This window comes from Micromonospora sp. URMC 103, assembly GCF_051386435.1.
In the GTDB taxonomy this organism is placed as follows: Bacteria; Actinomycetota; Actinomycetes; order Mycobacteriales; family Micromonosporaceae; genus Micromonospora.
In genome coordinates, this window is sequence record NZ_JBPQTR010000005.1 from 473666 (window position 1) to 494117 (window position 20452).

Annotated in this window: 19 protein-coding genes; 7 read left to right on the top strand and 12 right to left on the bottom strand. The window is 71.4% G+C overall.

What is annotated here, in order from left to right; translation table 11 throughout:
- Nucleotides 1-43 precede the first annotated feature (43 nt).
- From ACSNOA_RS15335 to ACSNOA_RS15345, 3 genes are read left to right on the top strand one after another with little or no spacing between them, the layout of a single operon-like run.
- A complete protein-coding gene (locus tag ACSNOA_RS15335) occupies nt 44-1204 on the top strand; it encodes a sensor histidine kinase (protein ID WP_436658973.1) in 1161 nt (386 codons plus the stop codon).
- On the top strand, nt 1201-1857 hold the full coding sequence (locus tag ACSNOA_RS15340; protein WP_436658975.1) for a response regulator transcription factor: 657 nt from the start codon (nt 1201-1203) through the stop codon (nt 1855-1857). Before ACSNOA_RS15335 ends, ACSNOA_RS15340 begins: the two co-directional genes overlap by 4 nt.
- 57 nt (nt 1858-1914) lie before the next feature.
- Nucleotides 1915-2526, top strand: coding sequence for a hypothetical protein (locus ACSNOA_RS15345; protein WP_436658977.1), 612 nt, complete (start codon nt 1915-1917; stop codon nt 2524-2526).
- A gap of 98 nt (nt 2527-2624) precedes the next feature.
- On the opposite strand, the gene ACSNOA_RS15350 is transcribed toward ACSNOA_RS15345, so the two are convergent.
- The 3 genes from ACSNOA_RS15350 to ACSNOA_RS15360 all read right to left on the bottom strand — a co-directional run bounded on the left by ACSNOA_RS15350 (nt 2625) and on the right by ACSNOA_RS15360 (nt 5303).
- On the bottom strand, nt 2625-3317 hold the full coding sequence (locus ACSNOA_RS15350; RefSeq protein WP_436662305.1) for a class I SAM-dependent methyltransferase: 693 nt from the start codon (nt 3315-3317) through the stop codon (nt 2625-2627).
- 170 nt (nt 3318-3487) lie between these two features.
- The gene (locus ACSNOA_RS15355) at nt 3488-3691 is read right to left on the bottom strand and encodes a cold-shock protein (protein ID WP_073838002.1); all 204 of its coding nucleotides are present in this window, start codon (nt 3689-3691) and stop codon (nt 3488-3490) included.
- A gap of 181 nt (nt 3692-3872) precedes the next feature.
- Nucleotides 3873-5303 carry a DEAD/DEAH box helicase gene (locus ACSNOA_RS15360; RefSeq protein ID WP_436658979.1) on the bottom strand — a complete coding sequence of 477 codons (1431 nt, stop codon included), beginning with the start codon at nt 5301-5303 and terminating at the stop codon, nt 3873-3875.
- A gap of 338 nt (nt 5304-5641) precedes the next feature.
- Between ACSNOA_RS15360 and ACSNOA_RS15365 the strand changes: the two genes are divergently transcribed.
- The gene (locus ACSNOA_RS15365; RefSeq protein ID WP_436658981.1) at nt 5642-5860 is read left to right on the top strand and encodes a hypothetical protein; all 219 of its coding nucleotides are present in this window, start codon (nt 5642-5644) and stop codon (nt 5858-5860) included.
- Between the two features lie 8 nt (nt 5861-5868).
- Here ACSNOA_RS15365 and ACSNOA_RS15370 read toward each other — a convergent pair whose 3' ends face one another.
- From ACSNOA_RS15370 to ACSNOA_RS15390, 5 genes are all read right to left on the bottom strand, one after another.
- The gene (locus tag ACSNOA_RS15370) at nt 5869-6171 is read right to left on the bottom strand and encodes a DUF4193 domain-containing protein (RefSeq protein WP_436658982.1); all 303 of its coding nucleotides are present in this window, start codon (nt 6169-6171) and stop codon (nt 5869-5871) included.
- A 597-nt stretch (nt 6172-6768) separates the two neighbouring features.
- Nucleotides 6769-8685 (bottom strand): glycerophosphodiester phosphodiesterase family protein, encoded by a 1917-nt coding sequence (locus ACSNOA_RS15375; RefSeq protein ID WP_436658984.1) that lies wholly within the window; start codon nt 8683-8685, stop codon nt 6769-6771.
- A 234-nt stretch (nt 8686-8919) separates the two neighbouring features.
- Complete coding sequence (locus ACSNOA_RS15380; RefSeq protein WP_436658986.1) at nt 8920-10614, bottom strand: hypothetical protein; 1695 nt, start codon at nt 10612-10614, stop codon at nt 8920-8922.
- 301 nt (nt 10615-10915) lie between these two features.
- Entirely contained in the window at nt 10916-11299 is a 384-nt protein-coding gene (locus tag ACSNOA_RS15385) for a hypothetical protein (RefSeq protein ID WP_436658988.1), read from the bottom strand.
- Between the two features lie 146 nt (nt 11300-11445).
- Nucleotides 11446-11886 (bottom strand): MarR family winged helix-turn-helix transcriptional regulator, encoded by a 441-nt coding sequence (locus ACSNOA_RS15390; protein WP_436658989.1) that lies wholly within the window; start codon nt 11884-11886, stop codon nt 11446-11448.
- A 128-nt stretch (nt 11887-12014) separates the two neighbouring features.
- Here ACSNOA_RS15390 and ACSNOA_RS15395 point away from each other — a divergent pair, with 128 nt between their 5' ends.
- Nucleotides 12015-13049 (top strand): PucR family transcriptional regulator, encoded by a 1035-nt coding sequence (locus tag ACSNOA_RS15395; RefSeq protein ID WP_436658991.1) that lies wholly within the window; start codon nt 12015-12017, stop codon nt 13047-13049.
- Here the strand turns inward: ACSNOA_RS15395 and ACSNOA_RS15400 are convergent.
- The 4 genes from ACSNOA_RS15400 to ACSNOA_RS15415 form a co-directional block, all read right to left on the bottom strand.
- Nucleotides 13035-13400 (bottom strand): antibiotic biosynthesis monooxygenase family protein, encoded by a 366-nt coding sequence (locus tag ACSNOA_RS15400; protein ID WP_436658992.1) that lies wholly within the window; start codon nt 13398-13400, stop codon nt 13035-13037. The two genes, ACSNOA_RS15395 and ACSNOA_RS15400, sit on opposite strands and share 15 nt — an antisense overlap.
- 104 nt (nt 13401-13504) lie before the next feature.
- Nucleotides 13505-14740, bottom strand: a complete 1236-nt coding sequence (locus tag ACSNOA_RS15405; protein ID WP_436658994.1) for a serine hydrolase domain-containing protein — start codon at nt 14738-14740, stop codon at nt 13505-13507.
- A gap of 62 nt (nt 14741-14802) precedes the next feature.
- Nucleotides 14803-15699: an alpha/beta hydrolase gene (locus tag ACSNOA_RS15410; protein WP_436658996.1), complete on the bottom strand. Its 897-nt coding sequence runs from the start codon at nt 15697-15699 to the stop codon at nt 14803-14805.
- Nucleotides 15700-15911: 212 nt separating this feature from the next.
- Complete coding sequence (locus ACSNOA_RS15415; protein WP_436658997.1) at nt 15912-18245, bottom strand: tetratricopeptide repeat protein; 2334 nt, start codon at nt 18243-18245, stop codon at nt 15912-15914.
- 345 nt (nt 18246-18590) lie between these two features.
- Between ACSNOA_RS15415 and ACSNOA_RS15420 the strand changes: the two genes are divergently transcribed.
- Complete coding sequence (locus ACSNOA_RS15420) at nt 18591-19613, top strand: serine hydrolase (RefSeq protein ID WP_436658999.1); 1023 nt, start codon at nt 18591-18593, stop codon at nt 19611-19613.
- Between the two features lie 186 nt (nt 19614-19799).
- A complete protein-coding gene (locus ACSNOA_RS15425) occupies nt 19800-20369 on the top strand; it encodes a dihydrofolate reductase family protein (protein WP_436659001.1) in 570 nt (189 codons plus the stop codon).
- Nucleotides 20370-20452: the final 83 nt, after the last annotated feature.

Consider the following 20452-nt stretch of genomic DNA (forward strand, 5'->3'; position numbering starts at 1 on the left):
TTCGTGGTATGTGAGCGGCCGGTCGGATACGTACTGTTGCACTGTGCGGCGATGGATGACCGAGGCCGGCATCGTGGCGGTTGCCGGCGCGGTGACGGTGTACCGGATCGGGATGGCGGCGGTGGAGCCCGCCGACCGCGCGCCGGACGCCTGGGCGTACGGCCTCGGGCTGGCGATGGCGCTGGCCCTGCTGACCCGACGACGCTGGCCGGCCGCGACGCTGGCCACGGTGGGCGCCCTGTTCCTGGCGTACCACATGTCCCGGTATCCCGGCGGCGCCCCCGCCGCGCCGCTCTGGGTGGCGATGTACTCGGTGGCGGTCGCGTCCCGGCGTCGGTCCGGTCTGGTCGTGGCGGGCGTCTTCATGCTGCTGGACCTGCACGGGCGGATGATGGTGGAGGGTGTGGAGCCGCTGGACGCGACCCTGGACAGCTCGACGGTGGTGTTCGGGGCGGCGCTGCTGCTCGGCGAGGCGGTCCGAGGCCGGCGGATCCGGCTGACGTTGATGGCCGCCGAGCGGGACCGCGTGGCGGAGCAGCGGGTCGTCGAGGAGCGGATCCGGATCGCCCGGGAGTTGCACGACGTCACGGCGCACACCCTGGCGGTGGTCGGTGTGCAGGCCGGCGTCGCCGCGGAGGTGCTGGAGGACGACCCGGGCCAGGCACGCGCCGCGCTCGACGTGGTACGGCAGGCGAGCCGGGAGGCGATGGTGGAGCTACGCGCCGCCGTCGGCGTGCTCCGAGACGGCCGCCGCGACCGGGAGCCGGGAGGCCGGGACCGACCAACCGGCCTCGACGGGAGGCTGGGCAGTCTCCGCGACCCGACGGACGAACCCAGCCCTGCGCCGCCGGCACCCGCGCTCGATCGGCTCCCCGCACTGGCCGCCGGGACCGGTGCCGTGCTGCTCCACGACGGCGAGCCCCGGCCCATGCCCCGGGCCGTGGAGGCGACGGCGTACCGGATCGTCCAGGAAGCGGTGGCGAACGCGGTGCGGCACGCCGACGCCCGCCGGATCGAGGTACGGCTCGGCTACCGTCCGGACGGACTGACGCTGACCATCCAGGACGACGGGCGCGGCGCCAGCGGACCGCCGGGCAACGGCCTGCGGGGCATGGCAGAACGGGCGACCGGCCTGGGCGGTTGGCTCCGGGCGGGCCCGGCCGAGGGCGGAGGCTTCCAGGTGCGGGGGTGGCTGCCAGGATGACGATCCGGGTACTGCTGGCCGACGACCAGACGCTGGTCCGGGCCGGTTTCCGGGTGCTGCTGGAGCGGGCACCGGACATCGAGGTCGTCGCCGAGGCCGCCGACGGGGACGAGGCGATCGGGCTGACCCGCGCGCACCGGCCCGACGTCGTGCTGATGGACATCCGGATGCCCGGCGCCGACGGGTTGACCGCGACCCGGCGGATCCTCGCCGACGACCGGCTGCCCGGGGTACGGGTGGTCGTGCTGACTACCTTCGAACTCGACGAGTACGTCTACGCGGCGCTGCATGCCGGCGCGAGCGGTTTCCTGCTCAAGAACCTGGAACCGGACGAGCTGCGCCGGGCGGTCCGGGTGGTCGCTGCCGGAGACGCGTTGTTGGCGCCGGAGGTGACCCGTCGCCTGATCGCGGCGTACGCCAGGGGGCCGGAGGTGCCCGGCCTGCACACGTTGACCGCGCGCGAGCGCGAGGTGGTGACGCTGGTCGCGGACGGGCTCTCCAACGCGGAGATCGGGGTACGGCTCGGCATGAGCACCGCCACCGCGAAGACCCATGCCAACCGGGCGATGGCCAAGCTCGGTGCCCGGGACCGGGCCCAACTCGTGGTCTTCGCCTACCGCGGCGGGCTGGCCGGGATACGACGCCCGCGGTAGTGCGCCGCCCACGCGGAGTGGATCCAGCGCCGGTCCGTCGTCCATAGCGTCTGGTCCATGTTTCTCATCCTGGGATCAACCCTGAACCTGCTCGCCTCCTTCTTCTGGGGGCCCGACTCGCAGGGCGTGACCGCCGGTACGCTCGTCGCGCTCTCCTGCTTCTGCTGGCTGGTCGGTCTGATCGGGCTGTACGACCGGCTACGCGCCACGGCCCCGCGGTACGTGGCCGTCGCACTGCCCGTGACGGTCTTCGCGGTCGTCGGCGGGGTGGCGTTCGGCGTACAGAGCATCCACGAGGGCCTCTTCGACGTCTCACATGCCCGGACGATCGAGCTGCTCAACGAGTACCCCTTCGCCACGACCCTCTTCTGGATCGCCGGTCCGCTGTTCCCGCTCACGCTGTTCGCGCTGGGCGTCGTGCTCTGCTGGACCCGCACCGCGCCGCTGCCGGTCGGCGTACTGCTCTGCCTGGGTGCGATCGCCTTCCCGTTGAGCCGGATCACCCGTGAGGTGTCGATCGCGCACATCGCCGACATCGTGCTGTTGCTGCCGTTCCTCTACCTCGGTGCACGTGAGTTGGGGTTGTGGGGCCGGTCGGGAGGTTCCGTGCCGTCCGACGCCGGCCGCGTACCGTCCGCGACGCCGGTCGGCGGCAGGCCCGACGCCTGACACCCGCCCGCGTCGGCCACGTCGAACTGACCGTGGCGTGGCCGACGCCGGCCGACGATGAATGACCGGCACCGCCGACGCCGGCACCAGCCTCCGGCTTACTCGCGGGTGCGGCAATGGTGGGATTCACTCCGCACCCGTGTGGCGCGGCCCCGCCGGTCGTCCACGGTGTCGCGTCGTGGCGCGAGCACGCTCGTCAGGTGAAGCTGCGCGTCCTCCGGAGCGCCGCTCGCCGGCACCTCGTACGTCGCGAGCCGCTCCAGCCAGTCGTGGGCCAGGTGGCCCCGATCCGGATCGCCGACAAGCACCCGAGCGCCCCTCGCCACGGCGCGGGTGAGGAACGGCAGCATCCGGGCCGCCACAGCCGGGTGGTAGAGCGCGTCACCGGCCAACACCACGTCCACGCCGTCGACGTCGCCGTCGAGCAGGTCACTCGACGACAGGGTCACCTCGACGCCGTTGACGTGAGCGTTGGCGTCGATTGCCGCGATCGAGTACGGGTCGATGTCGTTGGCGGTGACCGTAGCGGCGCCGGCGATCGCCGCGGCGATCGCGACCAGCCCGGAACCGGATGCGACGTCGAGGACGTGGCGACCGGCCACGGTGCCCGGGTGATCGAGGATGTAACGCGCGAGACCCTGCCCGCCGGTCCAGGCCGACGCCCAGAACGGCGGCGGGAGGGCGTGCCCAGCCTCGGCTTCGAGGCGTGCCCAGAGGACGATCGCGTCCTCGGCCATGAGCAGTCGCACCTCCGGCACCAGCGGGACCGGTGCCACCCGGAGCCGGTCCATGCTGTCCGTCCCGGCCGCGCTCTCGGGGGCGGACAGCGCGTGCAACACCAGCGGTGCGAGGCCGGGAAGAACTGCGGTGTCCGAACCGGCCGGCATTCGCCGATCCGTGGTCTCACCCACCGCCGTGGCGACGGCCAGTGCCTCGTCGCCACGGCTTGGCGGAGCCAACGTCAGACCAGACGGATGTTGGCAGCCTGAAGGCCCTTCTGGCCCTGCTCGACGTCGAACTCGACCCGCTGGTTCTCCTCCAGGCTGCGGAACCCGCTCGACGAGATGGCCGAGAAATGGGCGAAGACGTCAGCGCCCCCACCATCCTGCGCGATGAAGCCGAAGCCCTTGTCCGCGTTGAACCACTTGACTGTGCCGAATGCCATGTCTTCTCCTTGAGTAGCGGATGCGTAGAGCCTTCGGTTGCTGACACTGCTGGTCGGGAAGAACCGGCAGAACAAAAAGCGCCTGGTGGATGAAATACCCACCAGGCGCTGGCAAAGTATGCGGCGAACCAAAGGTTGCAACCCGCTGAGGCTAGCACGTCGCCTAGCGGTGTCTTCGCTGTCAGCGCCGACCGCGCCGACTGCCGACCCGCGTGCCGGCGGAAAACGCCGCCGCGCCCCGTGGCGTGGACGTGGTCTCCGCCGCACTCGTCCGACGGCTTTCCGACCCTCGCCCGCGCGTGGCGCTGGCGGTCGATCCGCTCGTCGCGGTGCGCGCACTCGTGCCGCGCGTGGCGCTGTGGCCCCGTCCGTGACGTGGCGGCGGCGTCGTCGCCACGGGAGGCGTCACGAAGCGGCGCTCGCCGGGGGCGAGTTCGCTGAGCAGCGAGTCACCGGGCCCGAGCCGGGTGACCGTCGGTTTGATGCCGGCCTGCCGCGTGAGGTCGCGTACGTCGGCCACCTGGTCGTCGGTCATCAGGGTGACCACGGTGCCGCTCGCTCCGGCACGCGCGGTCCGTCCCGAACGGTGCAGGTATGCCTTGTGCTCCGCGGGCGGGTCGGCGTGGATCACGAGAGTCACATCATCGACGTGGATACCGCGCGCCGCGATGTCGGTCGCGACGAGCGTGCGGGCGTCGCCGGCAGAGAACGCCGCCAGATTGCGGGTACGGGCGTTCTGCGCCAGGTTGCCGTGCAGCTCCACGGCGGGCACCCCCGAAGCGACCAGTTGACTGGTCAGTTTCTTGGCGCCCCGCTTCGTGCGGGTGAACACGAGCGTCCGTCCCGGCGCGGCCGTCAGGTCGACCAGGACGGGGAGCCGGTCGTCGTGACGCACCCGCAGCACGTGGTGGGTCATCGCGGCGACCGGGGACGTCGCCGAGTCGACGCTGTGGGTGACGGGGTTGGAGAGATACCGCCGCACGAGGACGTCGACGCCCGCATCGAGCGTCGCCGAGAACAGCAGCCGCTGGGAGCGGGGCGGTGTCTTGTCGAGAAGTCGCCGTACGACCGGCAGAAAGCCCAGGTCGGCCATGTGGTCCGCCTCGTCGAGCACGGTGACCTCGACGGCGTCGAGGCTCGCGTGGCCGTTCGAGACGTGGTCGGCGAGCCGGCCGGGGCAGGCGATGAGGATGTCGACCCCGGCGCGCAGGGCGTCGACCTGTGGTCGCACGCCCACCCCACCGAAGATCGTGAGGGTCCGCAGCGACAGCGCGGTGGCCAGCGGTGCGACCGTCGCTTCGATCTGGGTCGCCAGCTCGCGAGTGGGCGCCAGGATGAGCGAGCGCGGGCGGCCGGGCAGCCGCGGAGACGCGGCGGCCGAGAGCCGGGCGAGGACCGGCAGCGCGAAGGCGTAGGTCTTGCCGGATCCCGTCCTGCCGCGACCGAGCACGTCGCGTCCGGCGAGTGAATCCGGGAGCGTCGCCGCCTGGATCGGGAACGGTGTGCTGATGCCCGCCTGCTCGAGCGCGGCGACCAGGCGGCCGGGCACGCCAAGATCGGCGAAGGAGGTGGGTGTGACAAGGGGTGTCTTGTGGGGGCGGCGTGCCGCCATGGGTGTCTCCGAACGTGGAAGGGGTCGCCCTGCACGGCGCTGACCGGGCGGTCGCGGCGCGTGGTGGTCGACAACAGACGCAGGCCGCGGCCGGAAACCGACGGACTGGTTGATCAGTCTACCCGCACCCCTTCCAGGCCGTACACGATTGGCTCTTCTGGGTCAGGGTCCCTGGGGGCCGAGCGAGACGAATCCGGAGACGTCGCAGAACCGACGTTCGGTGCCGGCCCGGCCGGATCCCCCCTTTCGTCCACCATTCGTGGGTTTCCGGATCACGCCGACCGTCTCCCCAAGATCAATATTGTTCGTCTTTCCGGCTGGTGCTATAGGGTCAGCAGGTGAGAATCGAGCGTCACTGGTGGAACGGGGACCGGAGCCCGCGGGGGCGCCGCGACGTCTACATCCGCACCGACGGCCAGCGATGGGAGGTGGAGGCGCAGACCGGCGGCATCTCGGGTCGGTCGAAGCTGCACCCCTGTCCGAGTCGGGCGTCCGCGGAGATCCTCGCCGGCGCGTGGCTGGGTGGTCGTTCGGGGTGGCGGGAAATGGGGGCCTGACCCGGAGGTCAGGAGCACTCCCGGCAGATCTCCCGGCCGTCGAGCTGCGCGGCGAGCTGGCTGCGGTGGTGCACCAGGTAGCAGCGCGCGCATCGAAACTCGTCCGGCTGCATCGGCACGACCGCCACGGTCAGTTCCTCGCCGGACAGGTCCGCGCCGGGCAGCTCGAAATTCTCGGCAGCCTCGGCCTCGTCGACGTCGACTGTTGCCGACTGCGGCGCCGCGCTGCGGGCCTTGAGCTCCTCAAGGCTGTCGTCTTCCACGTCGACTGCGGGTCGGCGCGGTGCGTCGTAATCGATGGGCTTGCTCATCGTGATGGCCTCTCCGACTCTGCACCGGTGCCCCGGCGGTGGACCGCGGCCCCTGTCATGCGCTCAAGCGAGCGGTGGAAGGGTAGCTCGCCAACGGGCGCGACGGCCGCCACAGCCAAGGCGGCGCTCCACCAACGGATCAACCGCTTCGGCGGTTACCCCACTGACGCGGGCTCTGCACCGAGCCCCGACCGCCGAGGCGCTGACCCTTTGCGTACGGCTGAGGCGAGGCGGCCTTGCCCTTCCCCCGTCGGGCAGCACGATTTGCGTAGACGGCAGGCTCGTCCGTCTCGGTCTCGGCCGTGGGTGGCGTGTCCGCGTCCTCGGTGTGGGCCTCGTCGACGGGCTCGGGCTCCGGCATCGGTATCTCCCTGGATTGGTGGGGCTTTCTTGGAGGGGGAAGTACCACCAGCGGCAGCCACGGGTGAGCAGCAACGCTAGCAGTTCCCGGGGGATCGCATCGGCTCGGGAGCCGTAACACGTGCGTGAGATGTCCTCGGAGGGCGCCGACATATGGCGGCGGCACATCGAGGTCTTTCGCGGGAAACGAAAGTCCCCGCCGTCGCGGGCGACGGCGGGGACGCGCGGTGCGGCGGGCTACTCCGTGACGAGGGCCCGGGCGTCGGTGGCGATGAGGCCGGCGGCCCGGGCCGGCACCAGCTTGCCGGCCTGCTGGTCCACGTACGTGGCGAGCTGGGCGTAGTCGGCGTGTGCCAGCTTGACCGTCATGGTGTTGATCGCGGACTGGCGGGCGCCGGAGGTGAGGACCAGGTAGCCGAGCCCGGCCTGGCTCGCCGTCAGCGTGAAGGTGCTGGTGGCGGTGGCGGTGCCCTCGGGACCGGTCACGTCGGCGCGGACGGTGTGCGTGCCCGCGGCCAGCGCGCGCAGGTCGAGCGCGTGCCCGGTCTCGACCTTCTCGCCGTCGAGCGTGACGGTGACGGTGTCCGCGTCGGTCGCGGCGACCGCGACGACGGGGGACTGGGCACGGTCGAGCCGTGCGCCGTCGACCGGCGACGTGATCGCCACCGTCGGCTCGGCGGTCGGTCGCTGCGTGAACGCGGAGTTCCAGCCGACCAGCTCGGAGGGGCGGTTGGTGATGACCCCGTCGGTGCCGATCCGTTCCAGCCGCTGCCAGAGGCTGGCCGAGTCCATCGTCCACGCCATCACCGCGACACCGGCCGCGTGCAGCGGGGCGACGATCTCCGGCTTGGCCAGCAGGGCGTTGCCGTCCGGGTTGTACGCGGTGAGGTGCAGGTCCCGGGAGATCGCCACCGGATCGGCGTCGAGGCTGCTGCGGAGCAGGCCGAGCGGCAGCTCGGGGGCGAGCTCGTAGGTGTAGCGGAGCGCGTCGACCTCGAAGCTCTGGACGAAGACGCGGCCCATCATCTGCTCGTCCCGGATCACCTGGATGATCCGGGCGACCTCGTCCCTGGTGTGCCTGCCCTTGATCTCCAGCAGCAACTTGCCGCCCCGGGTCCGCAGGTCGGCGAGCTGCTCGGCCAGCGTCGGCACCCGCTCGCCGACGTACTGCGGGGCGAACCACGAGCCGGCATCGAGTGCCTTGATCTGCGCGGCGGTCAGGTTCCGGACGGCGCCGGTCCCGTCGGTGGTCCGGTCGACGGTGCTGTCGTGCAACACGAACGGGATGCCGTCCTTGCTCGGCTGGACGTCGTTCTCGATCCAGTCGGCGCCGCCCCTGCGGGCGATCTCCTGCGCCACCAGGGTGTTCTCCGGCGCGGCGGCGGACGCGCCGCGGTGCGCGATCACGGTGAGCGGGCTCCCCGAGGGGCGGATGTAGCCGTTCGGCGGCAGCTCGGTGACGACGACGTCGTCGTAGGAGATGGTGGCGCCGTTGACGAAGAGCGCCTGGACGCCGTTGGCGGAACGCTGGAGGCTGGTCGTACGCATCATCTCGCGTCCGTCGAAGATCCAGCGGGCCTGGCTGCCGTGCACTTCGACGGCGACGCGGATGTCCCGGCCCGTGCCCGCGGCGTACGGCGCCGCGGCGGTGTTCGTCACGACCCACGCGTTTCCGGTGGTGCGCTGGGCGAACTCGAGACCGTTCGCCGCGGTGGTGCCGCTGCGCATGGTGGCGATCCACCAGGGGGTGGCGCCGTCGGCCGGCACGTCGACACCGAGCGAGGCCCAGCGGGTCGCCGCGGACACCGACTCGAACCGCATGGTCGCCTCGAACCGGAAGTCGTTGAGGTGCCGCCCGAAAGTGATCTTGTTGTTCGCGCTGGAGCTGGCCGACGTCCCGTACAGCCGCCCGTTCTGGACCTTCCAGGTGCCGTCGACCGCGTTCCAGCCCGCGGGCAGCGACCCGGAGGAGAAGCTCTCCGAGACGACGACGTCACCCGGCTTGGCGGCGGCCGGCGACGAGGTCGCGACGGCCACCGCGGCGGCGGCACCGGTGACGGCGAGCGCGGCCACGACGGCGGCCGCCCGGGCCCGCGTGGCGACGAGCCCCGTCGTGGCGCGGCCGGGTAGCGAGGATGGGGAAAGGACAGTCATGGCCGGGACCGTACGAAGCGGAGCCGACCACGCGATCAACCAGGCGTGGCCGGCGCCGGAACGCTGTCTGTACGGGACGGCGCGGAGCGGACCGATAGGACGGCGCGGCTTCTGCGGCGCCCGGACCGAGCCGGCCGCGCGGCATCAGCTGCTCGACGCGGCCGTCCGTGCCGCTGCCAGGAGGATGCCGTCGAGGCCTTCTTCGAAGAGCAGGTCCTCGTCGGGCTCTTCTGGTCAGGGCCGACCGGCTTCGGCCGACTGCGTGTTCGACCGCCGCCGGGTGGTCTCCGAGCTCGGCCGTCCGTCCGCGTCGTCCCGCCGGCGCTGCCGAGGGCGCGACGCCGATCGTTGCTCGGCGGACTCCTCGGTGGCGTCGGCGACCGCGGCCGGCGGTGTGACACGGCTAGCAGCGGCATCGACCAGGTCCGGCAGGTCCCGCCCGACCACAAGTGGCAGCTCTCGCGTGGGATCGGCAACTCGGGACACGCGTGCCCGTCCCGTCGCCGCTCGCGGCGCCGGTGCCGTGGCGCGGGTCGTCGCAGGCGGTGCGGTGTCGGCCGGCTCCGCGGGGGAGCCGGGTGCCTCCTTCGCCGACATCGCCTCCGCCCGGCTGTTGGCCGACCGGTCCGATGTGGTGCGCGCTGTCCGGCGCGGTGCGGCTGCGGGCAGGAGCGGGGCGAGTTCCGCGTGCAGCGCTGCCCAGCCGGAGGCGCGGCTCGGGTCGGGTTGATCCGTGGCCGGGGTGGCCGGGTCGGCGCTTGCCGAGCGTTCCGACTGGCGGCTGGTGCGTTCCGGCGTGGCCGAACGGGACCCTTCCGGCCCCGGACGCTCCGGACCGTCTCCCGTCCGCTCGGTGGTGTCGGCCTGCCGTACGTCGTCCCCGGCCGACCCTGGCCGCTCCGAGCCGCCGGAGGCCGCGTCGGCCGCGGGGGCTACCGCGGGCGCGTCTGCCGCGGCGGCTGCCTGGGGCGCGGGGGCGGTGACCGTGGGCGGCTCGGGAGCGTCAGCGAGCAGCCGCTCCGGGGTGTCGGCGAGCAGCCGCGCGGCCGAGGCCAGTGCCACGGGATCCGGTCGACCGGACCGACGCCACCGCCGGCCGCGGCCGCCCGCCGGCAGGTTCCCGGCCAGCACGCGCGCAGGTGCGAGGTCGGCGGCGATCAGCGCGGTGAGCCCGTCGTAGTCCGCCTGCGCGGCCAGCCTCCGGGCGATCTCGTCGAGGTCGTACACCGCCACGGCGATGTCCGCGGTCGTGCCGTCGAGCGCTCTGCGGATCTTGCGGTGCAACACCTTGGTGAGCGCCGCCTGTCGGCGCTCGGCCCGGATCTGCGCGCGGGCCGCGTCGAGCGAGCCGTAGAGCCCGAGACCGGGCTCGCCCTTGGCCAGGGAGCGGGCACGGCGAGTGAGCCACGGGTGCCGCAGCCAGTGCCCGACCGGTTCGTACGCCGGCGTCGTGGGCGGCAACTGCCGCCGGGCGCGCAACCGGTCCCGCCGCTGGTTCTCGGTGCTCATGAGCCACACCAGATAACCGAGCAGAGACATGCCGGCGTAGAAGCCGCCTTCGAGGTGGTTGCCGTGCGCCAGCCAGTTGAAGGCGACGGCGGCGGCCGCGATGCCCGCCGACAGCACGCGGGACAGGAGCGCCGGTTCGCCCAGTCGACGGCGTACGTCGGCGTTCGCCAGCACCACGACGCCACCCAGCTCCAGCGCACCGACGGCGGGAAGGGCCACGTACCAGGGCATGCCGAGCCGCTCCATCGCCCCGGACACCTGGCCGCCGAGCGCGATCAGCAGCACGACGACGTAGAACCCGGTGCGCAGCACGGCGACCTGCCGTACCGCCTTGGCCAACTCCGCGTCCGACGCCGCCGGGTCGGCGCCCGGCGCCGGGCCGGTGGCGCCCTGCCCGCCGATGTCGTTTCTGCCAACCATCCGGGTCCGATCCGGTTCCTGGAACACGCTGAGCAGGTTCCTCTCTCACTTCGGCCCCGGCCGGGCCGGCGCGCCGCGGCCACCCGACCCGGCAGGGTCGCCCGCCGAGTCGTACGTATCAGAGCCGCGCTCCGGTGCCGCCCGTCGTCCGCCGGATGCTACAAGGTCGCCAGCGGACCTGGACATCTCCACCAACCGCCGGATACATCAGGTCGCCGTCCGGCGCCGCGGAAAGCCACGGTCGACGGCTGCTGGCGCCTGGATCTCGGTAACGGCGCAAGTGGCGCCGATGGGCGCAGGGTCACTTTGCCGACGGGGGTGCACCGTGAGTGGCGTGCGTGCCGTGATCCCGCACCTGTGCGTCGAACCAGGCGTGCAGGGCCGAGACGATCTCGACGGCACTGCTGGCGTAGGTGATGCGCGCGCCGTCAGCCGTCGTCTCGTATCCGATCTCGATCTTGCCGGCGCTGTCGCGTAACACGGCGAGCCCGGGCATGCCGTTGCCGTGAATGGCGGCGGGGTCGGTGAAGTCGCCCCGGCGGAACCGTTCGACCTCCTGCTGCAGGTGGTGTCGGATGAGGGCCACCTGGTTGACGTCCCGGGGATCGTCGGCGACGACGGTCTGAACGCCCCCGCTGTCGGTCTTCGTGAAGTGGTGGGTGGTGCGGTCGAGGTCGAAGGGCATGACCGATTCGCCCCGCTCGGCGACTTGCGCCTGCCGATCGGGCCTCGTTGCGGACGTCGTCGGTTCGCGGTTGCCGTCGGCAGGCGCCGCTCAGTGTCGCCAGGGCGACGCTCACGGCGAGGGCGTAGCGGCGGCTGCGGGAACGGTCAGAGCTTCTCATCGGCGGCCTCCGCCAGGGTCTGCAGCGCATGTACGACGGACGCGCGCTGTTCGTCAGGTATACGGGCCAGGAGAGTGGTGAATTTCGTTCGGCGCGCCTCGGCTTGTCGTGCCGCGGCGGTGACTCCGGCTTCTGTGAGTTGGAGCAGGACTCCTCGTCCGTCCTCGCTGGCGGCCTGGCGGGTTATCCAGCCGCGTCGTTCGAGGTTGGTGACCAGGCGGCTGATCGTGCTCTTCTCGAGCCGTAGGCGCCGGGTCAGTTCGGCCTGCCGCAGGTGGCCGTCCCGAGCGATTTCTGCCAAGGCATGCGCCTCCGAGACGGGCAGCGGCTGCCCGCACGGGGTGCGATCGGGCTGGTGGAGGCCGAAGTTGCGGATGAACCGCATAAGGGCGTCCTGCGCCGTACCTACGTCATCGCCGTCGACCATGGTTCGACGTTACAACCTGATGGTTCGGCCATACAACCACTTTGGATGCGCGGCTTGGTCGGTCGACATCGGAAGCGGCGCCCGGCGCGGGCCTACGTGACGCCCGATCGGCGACCTATCCTCCTGTCATGGAGGCACTGGCCCTGCGGCTGTCGCACCTGGATGCACACGCCGAAGGTGCGATCCGCGTCGTCATGTTCTATGACACGTTGATGCGCCGACGGGTGGATCTCCCCGCGCTCGCCCGAGCCTCGGCGAGCCTCGCCGAGTGCGTGGCCGGGATTCGGCTTCACGGCACGGGGCGGGTGACCCGCATGTCGCCCGAGGGCAGAGAAGCGAGCGTTCCGCCGCCGCCCGCGTCCACAACGGCGCCGATCACCCTCGATGACGAAGAAATCGGCACGGTGTGGCTGGAGCGTCTCGCCACGCCCGGCCCGCTCGACGAACTGTTGCTGGACCGGCTCGCCATCGCCGCAGCGGCGGTGGTCGAGAGATACGGCCCGGCCCGCACCACCATGGCCGACCCCGCCCTCGTAGAACTCGCGATCAGCTCCGACAGCGATGACGCGGCAAGGAACCGGGCGCTACGGCTCCTGGGTTTCGCCACCGACCTGCCGGTCCGCGTCATCGCCGTACGCTCGCAGCTCTCCCTCGACCGAGTCGCCGCCGTGGTCTGCCCGGCCCGTCCGGCGAAGGCGGCGTCGCTCGCCGACGTCGGCGTCATCCTGGCCACCACCGTGGACCCGGCTCGGTTTCCGGCAGGTGTACGCGCAGGCATGGGCGCCGCGGGGAGCCCCGACCGTTCCTGGGGGGAAGCCCGCACGGCGCTCCGCTTCACCACCTCACGCAAGCCGATCGTCCACTACAGCGACCTGGGAGCGTTGGCGCTGCTCGCACAGGTACCCCACGACGTCGCGCGACACAACGCCGACGTGGCCGCGATCGCTCGTGTGGCCGATGACCCAGCGAATCTGGACACGTTGGAGGTGTACTGCGCCACCGGCTCACAGCGCCGGGCCGCGGACCTTCTCCACCTCCACCACAGCAGCGTCTCCCGCCGACTCGAACAGCTCGGAAAAGCCCTGGGCATCGACCTCGCCGAGCCCACTGGACTGATACGGGCAAGGCTCGCCCTCACCGCATGGCGACTACTCGACGACTGAGGAAGATCCGCCCCGGCACGACCTGGGGATCGCAGCTGGTCCTGGTGCGAGATCGGCGGCGACGTGGTGGTGGGTGACGCGCTCGTCCCACCGACTGAGAGCGCGCCGGGCATTCTCCTCGATCACGGCCTGTTCGGGATCGTCGCCGGCGAATGCGCGAACATCGTCCATGCTGCTGAAAAACGTGATTGAGGTGAACGCCACCTCGTCGCCGTCGTTGCGTCGTAGCAGGCGGGCGCCGCGGAAGCCCGGAACCTGCTGGAGATGCGCCGCTACCTCGGTCTCGTAGTGGCGCTGGTACTCGTCCGCTGCTGCTGGCGAGGCCCATCCTCGCCATGTCCGTGCGATCACGCCTGGCCCTTTCCGTGATGGCCTTGCTTCAGGCACTCCCATACCGACCTTGCCTGAACAAGGTCGGTATGGTCATTCCTCCCACCGATGCCCGTGCGTCTTTGTTACCCGCACATCGCTTGCCGGTGGAGAGCCGCCAGCGCGTCGTCGATGGGGTGGGGTTGCGGGTTCCCCGACGAGTCGGCCTTGTTCCACCGGGTGAGGTTCAACGCGATGGATGTCTGCCGCTTGCCGTCGGCGCGGGTCCAGGACGTCGTCATCGCTCCCCAGGCCGTGCCGTCGTGGCCCCAGAAGGTGCCGCATCCGGGAACCGTGAGCTTGTGCAGACCGAGGCCGTACTCGATCTGCTGCCCTTCGTGGCTGATGACCGAAACCGTGCGCTGCATCTGTGCCAGCGACGACCGGCTGACGATCTTGCCGCCGAGCAGCCTGTCGTAGAAGCGGTTGAGATCTTCCATCGTCGAGACCAGGCCCGCCCCGGTCATCACCCAGGACATGTTGTAGACGCTGTAGTCGCGCGGTGGGTCGATCAGGCCGAACAGCGCCTCGTACATCCGCGAGTGCGGCCCGTTGATACGTGGCCCGGCCGGGAACTCGGTGTGCCGGAGCCCGGCACGATCGATGACGTTCCGGGTGATGTAATTCTCCGCCGTGGTGCCGGTTACCCGCTCCAGGAGCTCGCCGAGGAGCAGGTAGTTGGTGTTGGAGTACACGCCCGGGGTGGCACCCGGCTCGCCGGCGGCGGGGGCTGCCAGTCCCATCTCGATCAGCTCAGTCGTGCGGAACTGCCTGAACCGGTTGTCGTCCAGGCTCTCCGGCGACATGTCCCGCAGCGATGGCCACTCCTTGAGCGACGGAAACGCGTAGGGGAGATACTCGGGAATGCCGCTGGTGTGGTTGAGCAGCATCCGAACCGTGATCTTCCTGCCGCGCTCTCCCGGCACCAACCGCGGCAGGTAGCGGCCGATCGGCGCATCGAGCTCGATTCGGCCCTTCTCGACCTGCTGAAGGATCGCGGCGGCGGTGAAGGTCTTGGTGATGCTGCCGACGCGCTGCCGCAGGTCGGGCCTCACGGGACGGCCGGTCTGGATGTCGGCGACGCCGGAGGCACCGCGCCATACCTGGCTGGCGTCGCGTACCTCGGCGTAGACGCCCGGCATCCCCGCGCGGTGGACATCGTCAAGTGCTTTTCTCAGCGCCGTAGGGTCGAGGCTGGTCGACGGCGATGTGTGGGCAGCCAGCACGGCTGCGGGCGCGTTGGATGCGGGACGTGCGATCGCCATGCCCGCACTGATACTCAGTACGGCGACACCCACCCCTGCCACCAGTCGAATCTTCACGACATCGGTCCTTCCATCATCGATAGGCGCGACGAAGACCTTCCGTGCGCGGAGTGCCGGCCTCAGTCGGCCAGCGCGCGGCGCAGCGCCGCGCCGAGTTCGGCGATCTGCCGTTGTGACACCTCGGCGGAGAGGATCGCCTGCGATCCGTGAAAGGTGCCGGGCCATTGGTGCAGCTCGACGGAGACGCCCGCCTGCAGCAGGCGAAGCGCGTAGCCGATGCACTCGTCGCGGTTCGGATCGAACTCCGCCGTGGCGATGTAGGCGGGTGGCAGGCCGGACAGATCGGCGGCCCGGGCGGGGGCGGCGTACGGCGTGGCAGGCGCGGAGCCCAGGTAGTGCCGCCACGCGGCGGCGAGCTTGTCTCGAGTCAGCCAGGGCGTATCGGTGAAGTGGCGCGCCGACCACGTCTCCTGCCGGTCATCGAGGCTGGGCTGGTTGAGCAGCTGGAAACAGATCGGCGGCCCCTGCTGGTCGCGCGCCCGCAGCGCCACCGCGGCCGCGAGCCCTGCGCCGGAACTGTGTCCGCCGACCGCGATCCGTTCCGGATCGATCTCAAGGTCGGCCGCGTGCTCGGCCGTCCAGGTCAGCACGGCGTAGGCGTCGTCAAGGGCGGCCGGGAACCGATGTTCGGGAGCCAGGCGGTAGGCCACCGAGATCACCACCGCGCCGGAGCCGTCCGCGAGCCGGGTCGCCCATGGGTGCTCGGTGTCCAGGTCGCCCATGACCCATCCGCCGCCGTGCAGCCAGACGATGGTGCCCTGCGCCTGGTGGGGGCGATAGATCCGCACCCGCACCTCGACGGCAGCGGGCACCGTGCGGTCCTCGATTTTCATGTCCACGATGTCGGGCGCCGGGACCCCGGCGGCCAACTCGGCCAGACTCTTACGGTTGGCGACCGGGTCGGTCAGATCCGCCCGGGGAAACAACGGAATGAATGCTTCCAGCTCAGGATCCATGACGACCATCGTCCCGGGCGTCGCCCCTGACATCATCCGCCACCCGTCGGGCATCATGCTGAAATCACGCACCGACCGTCGCCTACCAGCCCGGCCCAGTACCGCAACGGCGACGGCGGGCGTCCTACAGGCTGCGGCTCTGGAAGGAGGTGCGGCGGTTCCGCACGGGTCGAGCGGAACTCGGAGCCCCCGTGGGCAGGGGCGGGCAACTGCTACGGCTTCGAGAGCACGCCGGCATCGTTGTTCGTGGCGGTGAGCGCGAGGGCGGCCCGGACGCAGTCCGCCGCCCGGTCTGGAGCGCCCATCAGACGCCAGACCGCAGCCAGCTCGGTCAGCAGCAGCGCCATGTCGTTCGAGTTGCCGACCCGGCGGGCGTGCTCGATCGAGCGTTCCAGTGCCATCGCGGCCTCATCCAGCTCGCCCAGTTCGACGTGGACCTTTGCGAGCCACTGGAGGGAGTGGGCGGCATGGTAGCCGTCCCCACGCCGCTCAGCCCACTCCAGGGCCACGCCCAGCAGTTCGGCCGCCTCGGCGTGGCGGCCCAGCCGAACGTACGCCAGGCCGAGCTGGTTGGCGGCGAAGATCTCGCCGATCTCGGCGCCGATGCTACGGGCGAGGTAACGCTGCCGTTCGAGCATCGGCACGGCTGCCGCGGGCCGGCCGCGCATGGTCTCGAGCCTTCCGAGATTGCCGAGCGCGCGCTGTTGCGCGAACCGGTCGCCGAGCCGCTCGAAGATGGCGAGTTCCGCCGTGAGGGCTCGGTGCGCCTCGTCCAGTCGTTCAACGGTGCTCAGATGACAGCCCAGCATTCCGTGGGCGTACCCGGCGGCCGCCTCGTCCCCGAGCCGCTCCGCCACGCGGACCGCCCGCTCGGCGAGCCGGATCGCGTCGTACGGGTAGAAGGCGTGAACCAGGGACCAGTGCAGCGCGAGGGCGAGTCCAAGGCCCAGCCGGGCGTGCTCGTCGGAGCCGTCGAGCGCGTGACCGGCGACGAGCAGGATGTTGCTGCGGTTCTCCTCCAGCCATCGCCGGGCCTGTCCCGGATCGCGCAACGGCTCGTGCTCGGCGTTGCCGCTCGGCGGCGGGTCCGGTGTCGGGTAGGGGACGCGGTGTGGGTACGCCAGGCGGCTGGCGTGGCGGACAGTCGCCAGGTAGTAGCCGAGCACCCGGGTCAGCGCCGCGGCCATTCTTGCCGGCGCCGTCCGTTCGGCGTGCTCCCGCGCCACGAGCCGGACCAGGTCGTGCATGCGGTAGTGACCCGGGGCCATCGTCTCCAGCAGGTGCGCGTCGCCCAGCCGCTCCGCGACGCGATCTGCCTCAGCCCGGGACGTGTCGAGCAGGACGCTGCTCAGCCCGGGATCGATCTCGGCCACGGGCAGCGCCCCGAACAGCGCAAATGCTTCCGCCGCCGACCGGTCGATCGGCTCGTCGCTGTTGGCCAACGCCGCGATGCTCACGCCGATGCTGCTCTGCACCGCCACGTCCCCGGCCCTCAGCTCGCCGAGCCGGCGCCGCTCGTCCGACAGTCGGTCCACGAGATCGGCCACGCGCCAGGTGGGCCGTGTCTTGAGCCGGGACGCGGCCACGTGCAGCCCCAGCGGCAGGTGACCACAGAGCTCGGCGAGCCGGCCGACGGCAGCGGGATCGGCGTTCGTGCGCTCTTCGCCGATGGTGGCCCTGAACATCGAGTGCACGTCCCGGCGATCCAGGGGCCCGACGTTGCGGTGTACGGCACCCTCCAGACCGGCCAGTCGACTCCGGCTGGTGACCACTGTCGCGATCCCGTGGCCGCCGGGCAACAGCGGGCGCAACTGCGCCTCGGAGGCCGCGTCGTCGAGCAGGATCAGCATCCGCCGGTCGGCCACCATCGAGCGGTACAGCGCCGCACGTTCCTCCAACTCGTGTGGCATGACCGCGGGATCCAGGCCCAGTGCACGCAGGAACCGACTCAGCGCCTCGACGGGCGTCACCGGTGTGACCGCCGGAGTCGCCCCGCGCAGGTTGACGTAGAGCTGACCGTCCGGAAAGGCACGCCGCGTCAGATGGGCCACCCGGACCGCCAACGCGGACTTGCCGACGCCCGGGATGCCGTGCAGGACGACGACCGGGCCTGGGCGATCGGGGCCGGGCGCAGCGAGCACCCCGACCAACTCCGCGAGGTCCGACCTGCGGCCGACGAAGGTCGGCACGTCCAACGGAAGTTGACGAGGAGCGGGCAGATGCGCCGTGCCGCCCGACCCGGGCCCCGCCCCGGCGGCCGGCGTCGCCTCGTGTTGCTGAGCCAACCGCCGGCGGGCCTCGATCCACCTCCGTACGTCCTCCGGGTCGGTGCCGCAGGCTCTGACCAACGCCGACAGCAGGTCCAGCCTCGGGAGCGACTTCCGGCCGAGCATGGTGGCCACGGTGCTGGCGGGCAGGTGGTCCCCGGCTTCGCGGGCCCGCCGTTCGATGACCCGGTAGGAGAGTCCCGACCACTCCTTGAGCGCCCGAAGACTCGCCACGAACTCGGCTGGCGTACGCGCCTGCTCAGGCCGCGGCACGGTCACGGTCCAACCCCCCACTCGTCGCCCAGGCGAGCTTCGGTCCGCGTGCCCGGCCTCGAGGCACGTGCCGGCGCGATCAGGCACCGCGTCGAACGATGGTAGCCCTTCGCCCGCGGTCGACGTGACCGCTCAAACGGGACACGGCGGCGCGGCGCCGCCGAAGAACGGCCCATCCGACTCCGAGACGACGCAGGTGTTCGAGTTCGTTCGGCCTCGTTCAGACCTCTTGTCCGGCCGGCCGATCGACGGCACCGTACTGCCAACCCCTGGTCCGCGAATTCGTCTGGCAGGCGAAGTGCCGCCGCGGACGCGATCCGTGGACCGATCCTTCGACGGGAGAGTTGCGACGTGGCGAGCAGGGCGAATCGCAGGACCGTGCTGGGCATCGGCACGGTGACGGCGGCGGGTGCGGTGCTCGGGATGGCCGGTCCCGCCACCGCGGCACCGCATGCCGGGCCTCCGGACGATCCGGACGAGCCGGTGGGATCGCCTCGGGACAGGGTGGCCGTGGCGTACCGGCGGGAGCGGACGACGGCCGGCGGAAGCTGGTACTCGTACGCCAGCGTGGCCGGCTCCGGCGGTGCACCGCAGGTCGCGGTGGCGGAGAACGCCGACACGGTGGTCGAGGCGTACAGCGTGAACAAGATCGCGGTGGCCACCGCCGTGCTGGACAAGGTCGACCGGGGCCTGCTCACCCTGGATCAGCGGCTGGACGTGACCGCGGCGATCGTGGTGCCCGGCGGTGACGGGATCTTCAGCCTCGACAACGCCTACCCCAGCTCGGTGACGCTGGGGCACGCGCTCGCCGCGCTGCTGACCATCTCGGACGACACGGCCGTCCGCCTCTGCGGGCTGGTCTGCCCGGCGGCCGAGATCAACCAGATCCTGGTCGACAAGGGCTTCCCGAACACCCAGGTCGAGCCGGTCGCCAACCCGAACCGCTTCTTCCTCGGCACCAGCACCCCCCGGGAGACCCACGACCTGCTGCGGGCGCTGGCCGGCGGCGCCCTGCTCGCACCCGCCTCGACCACCTTCCTGATCAACCTGCTGCGCGCTCCGATCGCGTTCAACGACGGAATCCGCCGCACCATGTCGTCGACCGACCGGGCCCGGGTCGCGACCAAGGCGGGATGGTTCGCCGACGCGCGGCACGAGGCCGGGATCATCTTCAACCCGGCCGGCGCCCCGGTGCTGACGTACGCCCTGTTCGCCGCCGGCCAGGCCGACCCCGACAACTTCGGCGCCACCCATCCGGCCGTGCAGGCCCGGGCGGCCATGGGCCCGGCGTTCCTGTCGGCGGTGAGTGGGGTGACCGGCGCCGCGGCACGTGTCCACCGACCGCGCGTGTACCGGCCGACCAACGGCGGCTGACACCGACCGGCCGCCGGCGGGGCACGAAACGGGGGTCGGCGGCTCCAGTTCCGTGCGGGCCCGTGCGCAAGGGGCGCGGGCCCGCGGGACGGGCGGACCTCGCAAGTCGTGAGGACGCTCGGCAGGTTGTGACCATCGGGCAGGCGGTACGAGGCCGCTGCGCCAGCACGATTGAAGGGAGTAACGATGCGAAAGCTCATCGAGTCGACGTTCGTGTCGCTGGACGGGATCATCGACGACACCCGCCCCTCCACGGCGTCCCGGGCGGAGCCGCAGCACTGGGGCCACCCGTACTGGGACGAGAGCCACGCCGGCTACGCCGGGAAGCTGATGAACTCGGCGGACGCCCTGCTGCTGGGACGGGTGACGTACGAGGGGTTCGCGCCGGCATGGTCGGCCCGGGCCGGCGACCCGGAGGCCGACCGGATGAACAGCATGCCCAAGTACGTGGCGTCGCGGACCCTCACCGAGACCACGTGGAACGCGACCCTCATCGAGGGCGACGTGGCCGAGGAGGTCGCGAAGCTGAAGGAGCAGCCGGGCGAGACCATCCTGAAGTGGGGCACCGGCGAGCTGGATCGCACGCTCGTGCAGCACGGTCTGGTCGACGAGTTCCACTTCTGGTACTTCCCGGTCATCGTCGGCGCCGGCAAGCACCTGTTCGAGGGCGCCGGCTTCGACACCACTCACCTGAAGCTGGCCGACGTGGAACGGTTCGACTCCGGGATCGTCGTCCACATCTACGTGCCGAAGTAGGCCGCGAGCCGGTGGCAGCGAGCAGGCCCGGTCCCCTTCCAGGGACCGGGCCGAAGCAACTGGTCCTACTCGCGGCCAGGTGG